At 20.2% G+C, this 16,120-nt stretch carries 14 protein-coding genes; 5 read left to right on the top strand and 9 right to left on the bottom strand.

All coding sequences use genetic code 11. The annotated features are described in order from the left end of the window. Window positions 1-32: 32 nt before the first annotated feature. The 6 genes from cysS to hisS all read right to left on the bottom strand — a co-directional run bounded on the left by cysS (window position 33) and on the right by hisS (window position 8,137). Window positions 33-1,448: a cysteine--tRNA ligase gene (cysS, locus tag GJT81_RS00210; RefSeq protein ID WP_169785351.1), complete on the bottom strand. Its 1,416-nt coding sequence runs from the start codon at window positions 1,446-1,448 to the stop codon at window positions 33-35. 85 nt (window positions 1,449-1,533) lie between these two features. After that, window positions 1,534-2,949 (bottom strand): replicative DNA helicase, encoded by a 1,416-nt coding sequence (gene dnaB, locus GJT81_RS00215; protein ID WP_169785352.1) that lies wholly within the window; start codon window positions 2,947-2,949, stop codon window positions 1,534-1,536. A gap of 77 nt (window positions 2,950-3,026) precedes the next feature. Further along, on the bottom strand, window positions 3,027-4,001 hold the full coding sequence (dusA, locus tag GJT81_RS00220; protein WP_169785353.1) for a tRNA dihydrouridine(20/20a) synthase DusA: 975 nt from the start codon (window positions 3,999-4,001) through the stop codon (window positions 3,027-3,029). A gap of 49 nt (window positions 4,002-4,050) precedes the next feature. Then, the gene (der, locus tag GJT81_RS00225) at window positions 4,051-5,436 is read right to left on the bottom strand and encodes a ribosome biogenesis GTPase Der (RefSeq protein ID WP_169785354.1); all 1,386 of its coding nucleotides are present in this window, start codon (window positions 5,434-5,436) and stop codon (window positions 4,051-4,053) included. Window positions 5,437-5,470: 34 nt separating this feature from the next. Then, window positions 5,471-6,688 carry an outer membrane protein assembly factor BamB family protein gene (locus tag GJT81_RS00230; RefSeq protein ID WP_169785355.1) on the bottom strand — a complete coding sequence of 406 codons (1,218 nt, stop codon included), beginning with the start codon at window positions 6,686-6,688 and terminating at the stop codon, window positions 5,471-5,473. A 162-nt stretch (window positions 6,689-6,850) separates the two neighbouring features. After that, on the bottom strand, window positions 6,851-8,137 hold the full coding sequence (hisS, locus tag GJT81_RS00235; protein ID WP_169785356.1) for a histidine--tRNA ligase: 1,287 nt from the start codon (window positions 8,135-8,137) through the stop codon (window positions 6,851-6,853). A gap of 434 nt (window positions 8,138-8,571) precedes the next feature. On the opposite strand from hisS, the gene tadA reads away from it, so the two are divergent. From tadA to GJT81_RS00250, 3 genes are read left to right on the top strand one after another with little or no spacing between them, the layout of a single operon-like run. Further along, entirely contained in the window at window positions 8,572-9,036 is a 465-nt protein-coding gene (gene tadA / locus GJT81_RS00240) for a tRNA adenosine(34) deaminase TadA (protein WP_169785357.1), read from the top strand. A 24-nt stretch (window positions 9,037-9,060) separates the two neighbouring features. Continuing rightward, window positions 9,061-10,314: a serine hydroxymethyltransferase gene (glyA, locus tag GJT81_RS00245; RefSeq protein WP_169785737.1), complete on the top strand. Its 1,254-nt coding sequence runs from the start codon at window positions 9,061-9,063 to the stop codon at window positions 10,312-10,314. Window positions 10,315-10,343: 29 nt separating this feature from the next. Next, complete coding sequence (locus tag GJT81_RS00250) at window positions 10,344-10,904, top strand: DJ-1 family glyoxalase III (RefSeq protein WP_169785358.1); 561 nt, start codon at window positions 10,344-10,346, stop codon at window positions 10,902-10,904. 116 nt (window positions 10,905-11,020) lie between these two features. Here the strand turns inward: GJT81_RS00250 and nusB are convergent, their stop codons facing one another. Genes nusB through ribD form a run of 3 tightly spaced genes read right to left on the bottom strand, consistent with a single transcriptional unit; the run spans window position 11,021 to window position 13,065 of the window. After that, window positions 11,021-11,440: a transcription antitermination factor NusB gene (nusB, locus tag GJT81_RS00255; protein WP_169785359.1), complete on the bottom strand. Its 420-nt coding sequence runs from the start codon at window positions 11,438-11,440 to the stop codon at window positions 11,021-11,023. Beyond that, on the bottom strand, window positions 11,440-11,934 hold the full coding sequence (gene ribH, locus GJT81_RS00260; RefSeq protein WP_169785360.1) for a 6,7-dimethyl-8-ribityllumazine synthase: 495 nt from the start codon (window positions 11,932-11,934) through the stop codon (window positions 11,440-11,442). Before ribH ends, nusB begins: the two co-directional genes overlap by 1 nt. A gap of 27 nt (window positions 11,935-11,961) precedes the next feature. Next, window positions 11,962-13,065, bottom strand: a complete 1,104-nt coding sequence (gene ribD / locus GJT81_RS00265; protein WP_211080529.1) for a bifunctional diaminohydroxyphosphoribosylaminopyrimidine deaminase/5-amino-6-(5-phosphoribosylamino)uracil reductase RibD — start codon at window positions 13,063-13,065, stop codon at window positions 11,962-11,964. Between the two features lie 366 nt (window positions 13,066-13,431). Between ribD and leuA the strand changes: the two genes are divergently transcribed. Together leuA and leuB are read left to right on the top strand one after the other, a co-directional pair. Beyond that, on the top strand, window positions 13,432-14,988 hold the full coding sequence (gene leuA / locus GJT81_RS00270; RefSeq protein ID WP_169785361.1) for a 2-isopropylmalate synthase: 1,557 nt from the start codon (window positions 13,432-13,434) through the stop codon (window positions 14,986-14,988). Between the two features lie 29 nt (window positions 14,989-15,017). Further along, window positions 15,018-16,112 carry a 3-isopropylmalate dehydrogenase gene (gene leuB, locus GJT81_RS00275; RefSeq protein WP_169785362.1) on the top strand — a complete coding sequence of 365 codons (1,095 nt, stop codon included), beginning with the start codon at window positions 15,018-15,020 and terminating at the stop codon, window positions 16,110-16,112. Window positions 16,113-16,120: the final 8 nt, after the last annotated feature.

A 16,120-nucleotide genomic window follows, 5' to 3' on the forward strand; every position in this document is an offset into this window, starting at 1 on the left:
ATATATATAAAAATATATATTTATAATAAATATTATTTATTTCTTTTCCATATAGTTCCAAACTGTGAATCTTCTAAAAGAATATTTTTATTATTTAATAAATTTCTAATAGAATCTGCTTTTTCCCAAAATTTATTTTTACGTGCATTATTTCGTATTTTAATTAATTTTTCAATTTGATATTTATCATAATAATATAATTTCTTTTTTTTAAAATAATTTTGAGGATTATAAAATAAAATTCCTAAAATATTTCCTAAATCTCTTAATTTTAAAATTAAATTATTTGCATATAAAAATTTCTTTTTATTATTTAAAATATTAATTTGATATGACATATTAAACAATATACTATAAGCTCTTGGAGTATTAAAATCATCATTCATTGCTTCGTAAAATTTTTTTTCAAATAAAATATTTTCTTTATCTTTTTTATAATTTTGATTATCTAAATCTATTTTAGATGAAATATTGTTTATATAATAAATTGATGTATATAATCTACTTATAGAAGCTTCAGATTGTTTTAACACATTTTCATTATAAATGATTGGACTCCTATAATGAGTTGAAGTAAAAAAATATCGAATAATTTCATTATTATATTTAGATAAAATATCTCTTAATTTCAAAGAATTATGTAATGATTTAGACATTTTTTTATTATCTATCATAATCATACCACTATGAATCCAATAATTTACATGAAATGATTTATCTAAACAATATGATTGTGCTATTTCATTTTCATGATGAGGAAAAATTAAATCATTACCGCCACCATGTATATCAAAAAAATTACCAAAATACTTATTATGCATAGCTGAACATTCTATATGCCATCCAGGTCTTCCATATCCCCAAGGAGATAACCATCCAATTTTTTTATTTTTAGATATTTTCCATAAAACAAAATCTATGTGATTTTGTTTTATATCAAAATATATTTGTTTTTTTTTTAATTTATTTAATTTTTGTCTAGATAATTTACCATAATTTAAATAGCTATCAATAGAAAACATCACATCTCCATTTTTAGCAATATATGCATTATTATTTTTAATTAAATGTTTAATTATAATAATAATTTCATTAATATGATTTGTTGCTCTTGGTTCTATATTTGGTTTTAAAAGATTAAGTTTCTTAAAATCTAATTGCATTTCAGAAATCATTTTATTTGTAATACATTTAATATTTTTTTTTTTTTTATTAGCTATTTCTATAATTTTATCATCAATATCTGTAATATTTCTTATATATTTTACTTTATATCCTAAATTTTTTAAATATCTTATAATTAAATCAAATATAACAAAAGTTCTTCCATGCCCAATATGACATAAATCATATGTTGTTACGCCACATACATAAATTTTAACTTCATTATTATGAATTGGTTTAAATATTTCTTTTTTTTTACTTAAAGTATTAAAAATTTTTAACATTAATAATTTCACTATAAACTAATATAAATTATATTATAATCTATTATTATAAATAATAAAATTAATTATTTAATTAAATTATGGATTAATAGTCAATATTAGAATTATTATAATAATTTGAATAATTATCAAATCGAGCTATTTTATTATTAAAAGTCAATCTTATAGTACCGATTGGACCATTACGTTGTTTTCCTATAATAATTTCTGCAATACCTTGTAAATTACTATGTTCATTATATACTTCATCTCTATAAATAAACATTATCAAATCTGCATCTTGTTCTATAGATCCAGATTCTCTCAGATCAGAATTCATTGGACGTTTGTCTGATCTTTGTTCTAAAGATCTATTTAATTGTGATAGAGCTAATACAGGAACATGTAATTCTTTTGCTAATGCTTTTAATGAACGTGATATTTCAGCTATTTCTAATGTTCTATTAAAAGATAATGAAGGAACTCTCATTAATTGTAAATAATCAACCATAATTAAACTTAATCCATTATATTCTCTAAATATTCTACGTGATCTCAATCTTACTTCAGTAGGAGTGAGTTCAGAAGAATCGTCAATATATATATTTTTTTTCTTTAATAAAAGACCCATTGTATTTGAAATTTTTTCCCAATCATTATCATTTAATTGTCCTGTTCGAATACGTGTTTGATCAACTCTTGAAAGAGAAGATAACATACGCATCATAATTTGTTCACACGGCATTTCTAAACTAAATATTAATACTGGTTTATCTTGTGATATAGCTGCATTTTCACAAATATTCATTGCAAAAGTTGTTTTACCCATTGATGGTCTAGCTGCAATAATTATTAAATCTGATTTTTGTAATCCAGCTGTTTTTTTATTTAATGCATGATATCCAGTATCTACTCCTGTAACACCATGTTTTGTTGATTTATAGAAAGATTCAATTTTAGAAATTGTTACTTCTAAAATTTCATCAACTCCTTTAGGTTTAGTATCTTTATTTATACGTTTTTCTGCTATTTGAAAAATACGAGATTCAGCCAAATTTATTAGTTCTTCACTATTTCTTCCATTAGGAAAATATCCTGCTTCAGCAATCTCATTTGAAGCTAATATCATTTCTCTAATTATTGCTCTTTCTCGTACAATATCAATATATGCATAAATATTAGATATACTAGGAATATTTTTTGATAATTCAGCTAAATATGCAAATCCTCCTACATCATTTAACTTTCTTTTGTTTGCTAAAGATTCTGATAGAGTGATTAAATCAATAGGTTTTCCGGTATCTATTAAAAACTGCATTTCATTAAAAATAATCCTATGAGCAAATGTAAAAAAATCTTGTACAATAATTTTTTCTATAACATTTTCCCAACGATTATTATCTAACATTAATCCTCCTAATATTGATTGTTCAGCTTCTAATGAATGAGGAGGTAATTTAATGCCTTCTATGTCAAAATCTTTTCTAAATTTAGATTTTTTTATTAAATTATTTACTATCATAAATTAACATTTGTAAGATATAAATATTGATATAATATTTAATTATATAAAATTATATTTTAAATATTATTATAATGTTATATATTTTTAATATAAGATAATGCTTTATCTAATACTTGAATACTATTATTATTTAAATAATTATTTTTATTATTAATAAATTTTTTAAAATTTGCAGAACCATTTGTACCATTAAAAATATTTAGTACAGAAGAAATAATTTTTTTAAAATGTATACCTTTTTTTAATTCTTCTTCTATATAAGAATACATGGATTTAATAATAGTTAAAGGAGTAGATGAAATATATCTTTGGCAAAAAATTTCTTCATCAATTTTCATTAAAAATTTAGGATCATTAAAAATTTTTCTACCCATCATAACTCCATCAACATGTTTTAAATGATTTTTTACTTCTTTTAAATGTTGAATACCTCCATTTATTGACATTTTAATATTCGGAAATGTTTTTTTAATTCTATATACAACTTTATAATTTAAATTAGAAGCTTTAAGATTCATTTTAATTTTTGACTTATTAAAAAGAAATGCTTTGCGAGCATGTATAATAAACATATTACATCCACTATTAGATAAAATTTCTATAAAATTACATAAAAATGCATAACTATCATCGTCATTTATACCAATACGAGTTTTAATTGTAATTGGTATTGAAACACTGTCACTCATGGATTTAATACAATCAGATAAAACATTATATTGTTTCATTAAACATGCACCAAAATTACCTTTTTGAGATTTGATAGATGGACACCCTACATTTAAATTAACTTCTTTATATCCTAATTTTTCTGCTTGTTTTGAACATAAAGATAGTATTTTATAATCATTTCCTGCTAATTGTAATGCAATATTATTTCCATAATTATTTAATAAAAGTACTTTATTATTAATAATAGCATTAGAATGTATCATTTCAGTATATAAAAGAGAATGTCTTGTTAATTTTCTATAAAAATAACGACAATATTTATCGGTTCTTTTTAACATAGGTGCAACTGAAAATCTATAATAAGGAATTTTATTCATTTGAAAATTGATAAATTAAGTAATAATAATTATTATTATAATTAATTAATTAATTAATATAATTTTTATTATAAGGATTTTTATTTTCTTTAAATTTTAAAAAAATAGGAATACCAAAAAGTTTTAAATTTTTATATAAAAAATTTGACAAATAACGTTTATAATTATTTTCTAATTTTGTAACTTGATTTCCATGTATAATCAAAGTTAATGGATTATATTTTCCTACATGTATATATTTTAACTTTATACGATGTTTTTTAATCATAGGTGGTGGAAAATTATTGACTGCTAAATACATAATTTTCATTAATTTTGAAGTTTTAATTTTTTGATTAGTTAGATTATATACTTTAAATAAAAATTTAAATAAATTTTTTAATCCGACACCATATTTAGCTGATATAAATATTATAGGAATAAATGGAAATTTAATTTTAATTATTTCTTTTATTTGTTTTATTTTTTTTATATTAATTAAATCATATTTATTAATTGCTATAATAATGGGTTTTCCTTGATTAATAATGTAGTTTACAATAATAGTCTCTTGACTAAAAAATGTTTCTTTAGATCCATCAATAATAAATAAAATTATATTTGATTTTTTTATAGATTTAAAAGAATTTTTAATTATATTTTTTTCTTTATTTTTTACTTTACTTTTTTTTTTAATACCTGCATTATCAACAATAATTAAATTTCTAAAATATTTTGCTACAATACTATTAGTATTTGTTATTGGTATAGAAATACTATCTCTAGTTGTTCCGGAAATATCATTTACAATCATTCTTTCTTCTTGAAGAATTTTATTAATTAAAGTTGATTTACCAACATTAGGAATACCTATAATTGATAATGTTATATTATTATTTTTAATATCATTAAAAAATTTAAAATTTATATTTTTCGTTATTTTTTTTTTAAAATAAATATCTTTTATATAAGGTAATAATAATATAGATAATTTATTAATATAATTAATATCAGTTAAATTAATATTTAATAGTCTATATCCTAAAGAATAAAATTCTTTTTCGTAAAAATTACTATGTTTTCTATTCAAAATGATTATAACTTTTTTTTTATATAATCTTATTTTATTTATAATTTCATAATCTGTACTTGTTAAATACAAGCCCTTTATTATAAATAAAATTAAATCTGCCTCTTTAATAGCTTGAAAAGTTTGTTCATTTACTGAAAAATTAATTAATTTTATTTTTTTTTTTTGTATATTATTTATTATACTACCTGTATCAATACAAATAAATTGATATTTATTTATTTTTACATATCCATAATTTCTATCTCTTGTAAATCCAGGAATATTATTAACTAATGATTTATTAGTTTTAGTTAATAAATTATACAAAGTAGATTTGCCTGAGTTTGGTGATCCTACTATAGTAACTATAGGATAATTTAACATTATTTTACTCTCATTGTATTACATAATTAATAATTTATAATTTAAACATATAAATCATACCATTATAAGTTTGTAAAATTAGTTTATTATTAACTAATAATGATGATTGTATGTAATCATTAAATTTTTTAATAGATTTATGACTGATAATATTTCCATTATTAGCATCTAAAAAATAAATTTTACCTTTTCTATCTATAATTATAATATTATTTTTATAATAAATTGGAGTTATAGTTTTTTTATATATAAATTTATTTTGTGACCAAAAAATATTTCCTGTATTAACATTCAATGATAAAAGATTTTTATGTATATCAAAAAAATAAATACTATTATTGTTAATAATAAAATCACCAGATACTTTATATAATTTATTCCAAATAATATTACCATTAGAAAGATCTAAAGCATTAAAATTTCCATTATAAGAAACTACATAAACTACTCCATTTGAAATTATTGGTTGAGTATCAATATCATTAAAATTTAAAGAACTAAATGAATTAGGAATTATTGTTAAATCTCTTTGCCAAATTATGTGACCATTATTTAATATACAAGAACTAATAATACCATTATCACTACCAGTTATAACATTATCAAAAAATACTGCAGGTTTTGATGTACCTCTAAATGAATATAATTCTAAAGGACCTAAACTTATTGTCCATAAAATATGACCATTATTTTTATCTAATCCTTGTAAAATATTATTATTATTATGTACAATTAAAACATTTTTTGAAATAACTGGATCAGATAATACTTCACTAAAAACATCTTTTTCCCATATTTTATTACCATTTTTATTATTTAAAGCAATAATTTTACCTTTTTCACTTCCTAAATATAAATAATCATTTGATATAACAGGACCACTAGATAGTTCTTCCGATAAACAATATGATAATATACAAAAATTTTTTTTAGAAAGATTTGTATTCCATATTATTTTACCATTTTTTAAATTAATACATTTTACTATACCATTTTTATTTGCAATATATATTAATCCATTTTTATATGCTAAATGTAATTTTGAAAAACTATTACCTGATTTTTTAGTTATTTTAATAAACCAAATTAATTTAGGATTTATTTGATTTTTTTTAAAAATTTTTAAATTATTTTTATAATGTTTTAATATTTTTTTGTGATCTTGAGAAGAATAATCACTATAATTTGAACATCCAGTTAATATAAAAGAACAAAAAATAAAAAATATTAATATTAATTTTTGTAATTTCATGACTTCCTCTTTAAGAGAATTATATAAAATTTTGTTAAAAATAAAAAAATTGTTTTTTATCTTCATACAACTATAAATAAATTTTAAAAAATTTATTTATAAATATATAAAAAAAAACTTATTTTTATCAACATCTAATAAAATTTTATAAACAAATTATTTTTAATAATTCAAAATTTCTAATAATTTAAATATTAGTTCTTTTTCAAGAAAAGTTATTTGTTTTTTTAAAAATAGATCTTTTATTGTTAATTGATTATTATCTATTTCTTTTTTTCCAATAATTAAAAGGAAATGAACTTTTTGCTTAATTGCCTTAATAATTTGTTTTTTTAAATTACTAAAATAATAACTAATAACTGTTTTTAATAAAGGAAACTTTTTTCTAATAATTTCACGTAAACAAATAGCTTTATGTAAAGTTACATCAATATCCATAGGAATAAGATAAATATCTATTAAATAATTTGTTTGTAATTTTATTGAATTAATCTTCTTAATTAATAATATTAAACGTTCTATTCCAATAGCACATCCTATACCATTAATATTATTTTTTTTACTTAATTTTTTAACTAATTTATCATATCTACCACCACCACAAATAGTTTTATGAGAACCTAATTGATTAGTAATCCATTCAAATACAATATCATTGTAATAATCTAATCCTCTGACTAAACGATAATTTATAGAAAAATTAATTTTTACCATGTTTAGTATATCACATAATTTATTTAATTTTACAATACAATTTTTACTAAGAAAATTTTGTAATTTAGGAGCTTTATTTAATAATTCTTGAATATCAGGATTTTTACTATCTAATATCCTTAAAGGATTTGTATATATTCTTCTTTTACAATCTTCATCTAATAAATGAAAATTTTTTTCTAAATATGTTATAAGTTTTTTAATATATTTTTCTCTATCTTTAATAGATCCAATAGAATTAATTTCTAAAAAAACATTATTTATAATATTAAGTTCTCTCCAAATATTATTTGTCATTATAATTATTTCAGAATCTATATAAGGTGATTCTAATCCTAAAACTTCAATACCTATCTGATTAAATTGTCTATATCTTCCTCTTTGTGGTCTTTCATAACGAAACATAGGTCCATTATACCATAATCTTTGATTTAAGAAAGAAAAAGTATTATGTTCTACTACTGCTCTAATACACCCAGCAGTTCCTTCTGGCCTTAAAGTAAGACTTTCACCATTTCTATCATTTAAATTATACATTTCTTTTTCTACAATATCTGTCATTTCACCTATTACTTGTTTAAATAAAATACTTTTTTCTAAAATAGGAATTTTAATTTCTTTATAACCATAATTAATTAATATACGTTTAATAATGTTTTCAACATGTTCCCATAATAAAGTATCTGGAAAAAAATAATCATGCATACCATGAACTGCAGTGATGTTTTCAATCATTATAAATATCTCTTATTAGTAATTATAAATTTATATTTTTTACATTATATATAAATAAATATTTATTTATGAATAATAAATTTATTATAAATTAAATCTTAATAAAATTTAAAATAATATTTTTTTATCTTTTCAAATAATTTAATATTAAATTAATATTTAATAATAAAAAATATTATTTGGTAATATTTTATATTATGATTTTTATTTTAAAAAATTAACTAAAATTGATTTATTAATATAAATATGTTATATATTTTGATTATATTTTTATTGTTAATTATTATTAATAATAATTTATAGAAAATTATTTATCTTTATCTATTATAAATAGAATTTAATATTGTTATTTTACTTAAAATAGTAAAATTTTTTAAAATTATAATATTTTTAAAATATATTTTGATAAATTAATAAAAAGGTTATAATTCTAAATGAAAAATGATATTTATTGGATGAATTATGCTTTAAATTTAGCAAAATTAGCAATTAAATCTGGTGAAATACCAGTTGGTGCTGTTATTATACAAAATAATAAAATTATATCAGAAGGTAAAAATAATTCTATTAAAAAAAATGATCCTACAGGACACGCTGAAATTATAGCATTAAGAAAAGCAGGTAAACTTTTAAAAAATTATAGATTATTAAATACAACTATGTATGTAACGTTAGAACCATGTTTAATGTGTGCTGGTGCAATTATTATTAGTAGAATTAACCGTTTAGTATATAGTATTAATAATAATAAGTATTATAATATAGGATCTTTCATAGATTTATTAGGATTTTATAATATAAATTATTGCATAAAAATTCATTCTGGCGTATTAGTTAACGAATGTACTAATATTATTAAAAAATTTTTTTATTTGAAAAGAAGAAAGAAAATACATTAATATAATTAGTTTTAGAGGTATTTAATTTTGAATCAAGTTATAAATTATTCAAATTATGATAATGAAATATGGGAATTAATTCAAAAAGAAATTAAACGTCAAGAAGAACATATAGAATTAATTGCATCTGAAAATTATGCTTCACTTTATGTGATGTATGTTCAAGGTTCCCAATTAACTAATAAATACGCAGAAGGATATCCTAATAAAAGATATTATGGTGGATGTAAATATATTGATAAAATAGAAAAAATAGCTATAAATAGAGCTAAAAAATTATTTAATGCAAATTATGCTAATGTACAACCACATTCAGGTTCACAGGCGAATTTTGCTGTATATTCTGCCTTATTAAGTCCTGGAGATAGAATAATGGGTTTAGAAAATTCTCATGGTGGTCATTTAACCCATGGATCTATAGTTAATTTTTCAGGTAAACTTTATAATAATATATCTTATAAAGTTAATAATAAAGGAATTATTGACTATAATGATTTATTAAAATTAGCAAAAATACATAAACCTAAAATGATTATTGGTGGTTTTTCATCTTATTCTGGTATATGTGATTGGAAAAAAATGAGAGAAATAGCTGATCTTGTAAAAGCATATCTACTTGTTGATATGGCACACATAGCAGGATTAGTAGCTACTGGGTTATATCCTAATCCAGTACCATACGCTCATATAGTAACCACTACAACACATAAAACTTTAGCAGGACCTAGAGGTGGATTAATTTTAGCCTCAGAAAATATTAATAACCTTTTTAATAAATTAGATTCTTCTGTATTTCCTGGTACTCAAGGTGGTCCTTTAATGCATGTTATTGCAGCTAAAGCTGTAGCATTAAAAGAAGCTTCAGAACCAAAATTTTTAATATATCAAAAACAAGTTTTAAAAAATGCTAAATTAATGGTTTCTATTTTAAAAAAACGTAATTACAAAATTGTTTCAAATTACACATACAATCATTTATTTTTAATTGATTTGTCTATTACAAATTTAACTGGAATTCAAGCTGAAAAATTATTAGGAAAATATAATATCATTGTAAATAAAAATAGTATACCAAATGATTTAAAATCTCCTTTTATTACTTCAGGAATAAGAATAGGTACTCCTGCAATAACTAGAAGAGGTTTAAAAGAATATGAAGTATCATTAATATCAAATATGATCGCTGATATTCTTGATGCAAAAAATGAAAACATTTTATATATTAAAGAAAAAATATTAGAAATATGTATTAATTTCCCTGTATATAGAATTAAATAAAATTTTCTTTAAAAAAGGATATAGTAAAAATGTCAAAATGTTATTCTATTTTAATTTGTATTACTGATGGTATAGAAGAAATAGAAACTGTTTCATCTATTGATATTTTAAATAGAAGTAATATGAACGTTACTGTAGTAAGTACAACTAATAATTATCATGTTTCTTGTGCTCATGGTACAAATTTAACTTGTGACATTCTTTTAAAAGATTTAAAAAATAACGATGATTGTATTGCTATGGTTATTCCTGGAGGATTACAAGCAGCTAAACATTTTCAATCGAATAATTTATTATTAAAATATATTTATAAATTTAAAGATGATCAAAAAATTATAGGTGCAATTTGTGCTACTCCTGCTATTACAATAGCATCAAATAATATTTTTCCTGAAGCAAAAATGACTGGATATTTAGAATTTAAAAACTTAATTCCATCTAAACAATGGTCAGAAAATCCAATATGTTGGGATAATAAATATAAATTATTAACAGCTCAAAGCGTTAAATATTCTATTGATTTTAACTTAAAATTAATTAGTATTATTTTAGGAGAAAATATCTCAAAAAAAATTGCTGCTCAATTATAAATAATTTTCTTTAAAAATTTTTATATATAAAATATTATTTAATAAATATTATTAATATATCTTTTAATGTTTTAAATGAAAAATATATTTAATACATAATAAACTTAAAATAATATTTAAATTCTTACTTTAGTAACTATTTTATCTAAAACACCATTTATAAATTTATAACTATTATCTACTCCTCCAAAACATTTTGCTAAACAAATACCTTCATTAATAATAACTTTATAAGGAACATCTAAACGATTAATTAATTCATATAAAGAAATTCTTAAAATAGCTTTTTCAACTTGTCCTAATTCAAATAATTTACGTGATAAGAAAGGTTTCATGAAATTATCTAAATATACACTATTTATTATAACTCCATTTATCAATTCATTAAAATAATTAATATCAATATTTCTTAGATCTTGTATAGATTCATTTAAAAAATAATATTGGATGTCACTAAAAGTGTTTTTAGATATTTGCCAAGAATAAATTGCTTGTAGAGCATATCTACGAGCTTGATATCTATCTGTAAATTTCACTATAATTCCTTTTTTATACTTAAAGATTTAATTTTTTTAGATATATTTATCATTTCCAATAATGTTAAAGCTGATTCAGTTCCTCGATTACCTATTTTACTACCAGATCGTTCTATTGCTTGTTCTATATTATTAGTAGTTAATACTCCAAAAGAAATAGGTATTTGATATTTTATAGATAAATGTAATAATTGTGAACATACAGATTGAGATAAATATTTAAAATGTAAAGTACTTCCTTTAATAATTGTTCCTATAGTTAGGATACCATCATAAATTTTTTTCTTTATTATTAATTTAGTTATTAATGGTAATTCATATGATCCAGGAACCCATATTACAGTTATATTTTGTTTTTTTATCATTCCTATTCTTTGTAATGTATCAATAGCAGCATATAATAAATTTTTATTAATAAAGTCATTAAATCTAGCAATAATAATTGCTATAGATACTTCTTTTGATACTATTAACATCTCATTAATGATTTTCATAAAATATCTCTAAAAATAACATTAAATTTATAAAGGTTTTAATTTTAATCGTAAATCTTTACCTATTTTTTTTATATTAGTGAAATTAAATTTTAAAACATCATTCATATGATAAAATTCATCAAGATTACAAAAATTTAATGCAATATTACCTAATAATTTAGGTGCTAAATAAATTATTAATTCATCTACTAATTTATTTTTTAGTAAAGATCCAGCTAATATACTTCCAGATTCTATAAGAATATTATTTATTCCTTCATTCCCTAATTGTTTAAATAAATATTTTAAATTTAAAAAACCATTTTTTTCTGGAATAATGATTTGTTTAACATAATAAGGCCATTTTTCAAATGTATATTTTAATCTGATTAAAAATATTTTACCTGGAAATAATATAAATTTATCAGTAGGTTTTATTAAATTACATCTGTCTAAAATAATCCTGATTGGTTGTCGTAATAAATTTTCAGGATATATTTTTTTTATATGATTATTTAATTCATTCCAACGAACTAATAAAGTAGAATTATCTTTTAAAACTGTGCGACTTGTACTTAAAATTGCAGAACTTTGTGCTCTAAGTGTTTGAACATCCATTCTAGATTCTCTAGAAGAAATCCATTTACTTATTCCATTATAAAGACCTATTTTACCATCTAAAGATGTTGCTAATTTTAACTGTATCCAAGGTATACCTGTACGCATTCTTTTAAAAAAACCTAAATTTAACTGCTCAGCTTCTTTATACATAAAATTATATTTAATTTTTATTCCAAATTTTTTTAATAATTTTAATCCATATCCATTTATTTTAGGATTAGGATCTTTAGTTGCTATTACAACACGATTAACTTTTGCTTTTATTAAAGCAATACAACAAGGGGGAGTTAAATTAAAATAATTACATGGTTCTAATGTTGTATAAACAGTAGAATTTTTTGCATATTTCCCTGCCATATTTAATGCATTAATTTCTGCATGATGCTGACCGGATTTTAGATGATATCCAGTGCCAACAATTTTATTATTATTTACTATTACGCAACCTACATTAGGATTAGGAGTAGTTGTAAAAATACCTAACTTTGCCAATTCAATCGCATATTTCATATAAAACTTATCTATCATTATAATATTCACTTTATAAAACATTTATATATTAAAATTTATATATTTTAAAAAATTTAAAAAAATTTTTATAAATATATAAATTATTTAATAAATTTTTAAAAAAATTTATTAATTTTATGAAAAATATGCTTAAAATAAATTTAGCTATATATTTATTTAAATTATAGCTTATAAATATACATATTTTATAAAATCAAATATTTTTATGATTATAAATCATATAATTTATATATTAATATAAAATATTTTTAATAATTAATAAACAATTTAAATGATTATAATATCGTTAATTACATTATATTTATTAAAATAAATTTATAAAATATTTAACTAAAATTTTTATTAAAAGAGATTTATATTTTTATGAAAGAAAAAATTATTATTTTTGATACAACATTAAGAGATGGAGAACAATCTTTAAAAAAAAGTTTAAATACTCAAGAGAAGCTAAAAATAGCTTTAGCATTAGAATTAATGGGTATTGATATAATAGAAGTTGGTTTTCCAATTTCTTCTCCTGAAGATTTTAAATCTTGTCAAAAAATAGCAAAAGTTATAAAAAATAGCAAAATATGTGGTTTAGCTAGATGTAAAGAAAAAGATATTGATGTAGCTTATGAAGCTTTAAAAATATCCTCTAATTTTAGAATACATATTTTTTTAGCAACATCACCAATACATATCATTACAAAATTAAAAAGTACTTTAAACAAAATAATTGAACGTATTATTTTTATGATAAAATATGCTAAAAAATATACTGATGATATTGAATTTTCTTGTGAAGATGCTGGAAGAACTCCTATAAAAGATTTATGTTTAGTTGTTGAATCTGCTATAAAAGCAGGGGCAACAACAATTAATATACCTGATACAGTAGGATATACTTTTCCTAATGAATATAGTAATTTAATTTATAATTTAAAAAATAATGTCTCTAATATTGATCAATGTATTATATCTGTACATACACATAATGATTTAGGTATGGCAGTTGGAAATGCTATTACTGCTATTAATTCTGGAGCTAGACAAATAGAAGGTACTGTTAATGGAATAGGTGAAAGAGCTGGTAATTGTTCTTTAGAAGAAGTAATAATGGCATTATATACTCATAAAAAAGATATAAATTTTTTTACTGATATTAATCATTATAATATATATAATACAAGTAAAATTGTTAGTAAAATATGTAATATTCCTATAGCTTTTAATAAAGCTATTGTAGGAAAAAATGCTTTTTCACATTCTTCAGGTATTCATCAAGATGGAATAATAAAAAATAAATATACTTATGAAATTTTAAATCCTAAAATAATAGGTTTAAATAAAACAGAACTTAATCTAACTTCTAAATCAGGAAGAGCTGCTATAAAATATCATATGGAATTAATGGGATATAAAAATAATAATTATGATATAAATAAATTATATAATGATTTTGTTAAATTAGCAGAAAAAAAAGGACAAATATTTAATTATGATTTAGAATCTTTAGCATTTAATAGTAAATTTGAAAATTCAACTGAATATTACTCTTTAAAAAAATTTTGTCTTCAATCTAAACATAATTTAACTACAACTACAACTACAACTATAAATTTAAAATTAAAATGTGGTAATTTAGTAAAATCAGAATCAGCAATAGATACTAATCATATAAAAGCAATATGTAAAGTTATAAATAAAATTACAAATTATAATTTTTATATTATTAAATATAAATTTCATACTCAACATTATAATAAAAAAATTATTAATCAAGTTAATATAAAAACATTATATAAAGGAAAAATTTTTAATGGATTAGAATTTTCTAAAGATATAATAAAAGCTTCAGTTGCTGCTATAATTAATATTATTAATAGTATATGGAGATTTAATCAAGTTGAAAATAAAAACATAAAAAAATATAAATAAATTTAGTTATTTTTTTGGATAAAATTATTATGTCTAATATATTTAAAATTGCAATTTTACCTGGAGATGGTATTGGTCCTGAAGTAATGAAACAAGCAATTAAAGTATTAAATAAAATAAGACATTTTTTAAATATAGAAATTGTTGTTAAAAAATATTTAGTAGGTGGGTCTGCTATTGATAAATATGGTGATGCTTTACCTACAAAAACATTATTAGGTTGTGAAAAATCTAATGCAATATTATTTGGATCAGTTGGAGGACCTAAATGGGACTATTTACCATTAAATAAAAGACCAGAAAAAAATTCTTTATTAAAATTAAGAAAACATTTTAATCTTTTTATTAATTTACGTCCTGCATATATTTATAATAATTTACATATGTTAAGTCCTTTAAAAAATAATATTATTAATAAAGGATTTAATATACTTTGCATAAGAGAATTAACTGGAGGAATATATTTTGGTAAACCTAATGGAAGAAAAGGAAATGGTATAAATGAATATTCATTTGATACAGAAATATATTATAGATTTGAAATAGAAAGAATAGCTCATATGGCTTTTAATTTTGCTCTACAAAGAAATAAAATGATATGTTGTTTTGATAAAGCTAATGTATTAAATACATCTATTATGTGGCGTGAAATTTTAAAAAAAATATCTTACCAATATTCAAAAGTTAAATTAAAATTTATGTATATTGATAATGCTGTAATGCAATTAATGAAAAATCCATCACAATTTGACGTAATATTGTGCGCTAATTTATTTGGAGATATTATTTCTGATCAATGTGCTATGATTACAGGATCTATTGGAAACTTACCTTCTGCTAGTTTAAATAATAAATTTTTTGGTCTATATGAACCAGCTGGTGGTTCTGCTCCTGATATTGCGGGTAAAAATATTGCTAATCCTATTGCCCAAATTTTATCATTATCAATGATGATAGAATATAGTTTAAATAATAAACATATTACAAAAAAAATAGAAAAAGCAATTGAAAAAGTTTTAAATAAAGGATATAGAACAAAAGATTTATATACTAATCAATTAAATGAAAAAATAGTAACAACAGAAGACATGGGTACATTAATTACTGAATCTATAATATTATAGGAAATTTT

The organism is Enterobacteriaceae endosymbiont of Plateumaris consimilis (assembly GCF_012563145.1).
GTDB lineage: Bacteria > Pseudomonadota > Gammaproteobacteria > Enterobacterales > Enterobacteriaceae.

Bases quoted from the DNA above. Each gene is read 5' to 3' on its own strand.
- tadA (WP_169785357.1), top strand. From the start codon at position 8,572: ATGAAAAATGATATTTATTGGATGAATTATGCTTTAAATTTAGCAAAA.
- der (WP_169785354.1), bottom strand. From the start codon at position 5,436: ATGTTAAATTATCCTATAGTTACTATAGTAGGATCACCAAACTCAGGC.
- dusA (WP_169785353.1), bottom strand. From the start codon at position 4,001: ATGAATAAAATTCCTTATTATAGATTTTCAGTTGCACCTATGTTAAAA.
- cysS (WP_169785351.1), bottom strand. From the start codon at position 1,448: ATGTTAAAAATTTTTAATACTTTAAGTAAAAAAAAAGAAATATTTAAA.
- GJT81_RS00230 (WP_169785355.1), bottom strand. From the start codon at position 6,688: ATGAAATTACAAAAATTAATATTAATATTTTTTATTTTTTGTTCTTTT.
- leuB (WP_169785362.1), top strand. From the start codon at position 15,018: ATGTCTAATATATTTAAAATTGCAATTTTACCTGGAGATGGTATTGGT.
- ribD (WP_211080529.1), bottom strand. From the start codon at position 13,065: ATGATAGATAAGTTTTATATGAAATATGCGATTGAATTGGCAAAGTTA.
- ribH (WP_169785360.1), bottom strand. From the start codon at position 11,934: ATGAAAATCATTAATGAGATGTTAATAGTATCAAAAGAAGTATCTATA.
- dnaB (WP_169785352.1), bottom strand. From the start codon at position 2,949: ATGATAGTAAATAATTTAATAAAAAAATCTAAATTTAGAAAAGATTTT.
- GJT81_RS00250 (WP_169785358.1), top strand. From the start codon at position 10,344: ATGTCAAAATGTTATTCTATTTTAATTTGTATTACTGATGGTATAGAA.
- hisS (WP_169785356.1), bottom strand. From the start codon at position 8,137: ATGATTGAAAACATCACTGCAGTTCATGGTATGCATGATTATTTTTTT.
- leuA (WP_169785361.1), top strand. From the start codon at position 13,432: ATGAAAGAAAAAATTATTATTTTTGATACAACATTAAGAGATGGAGAA.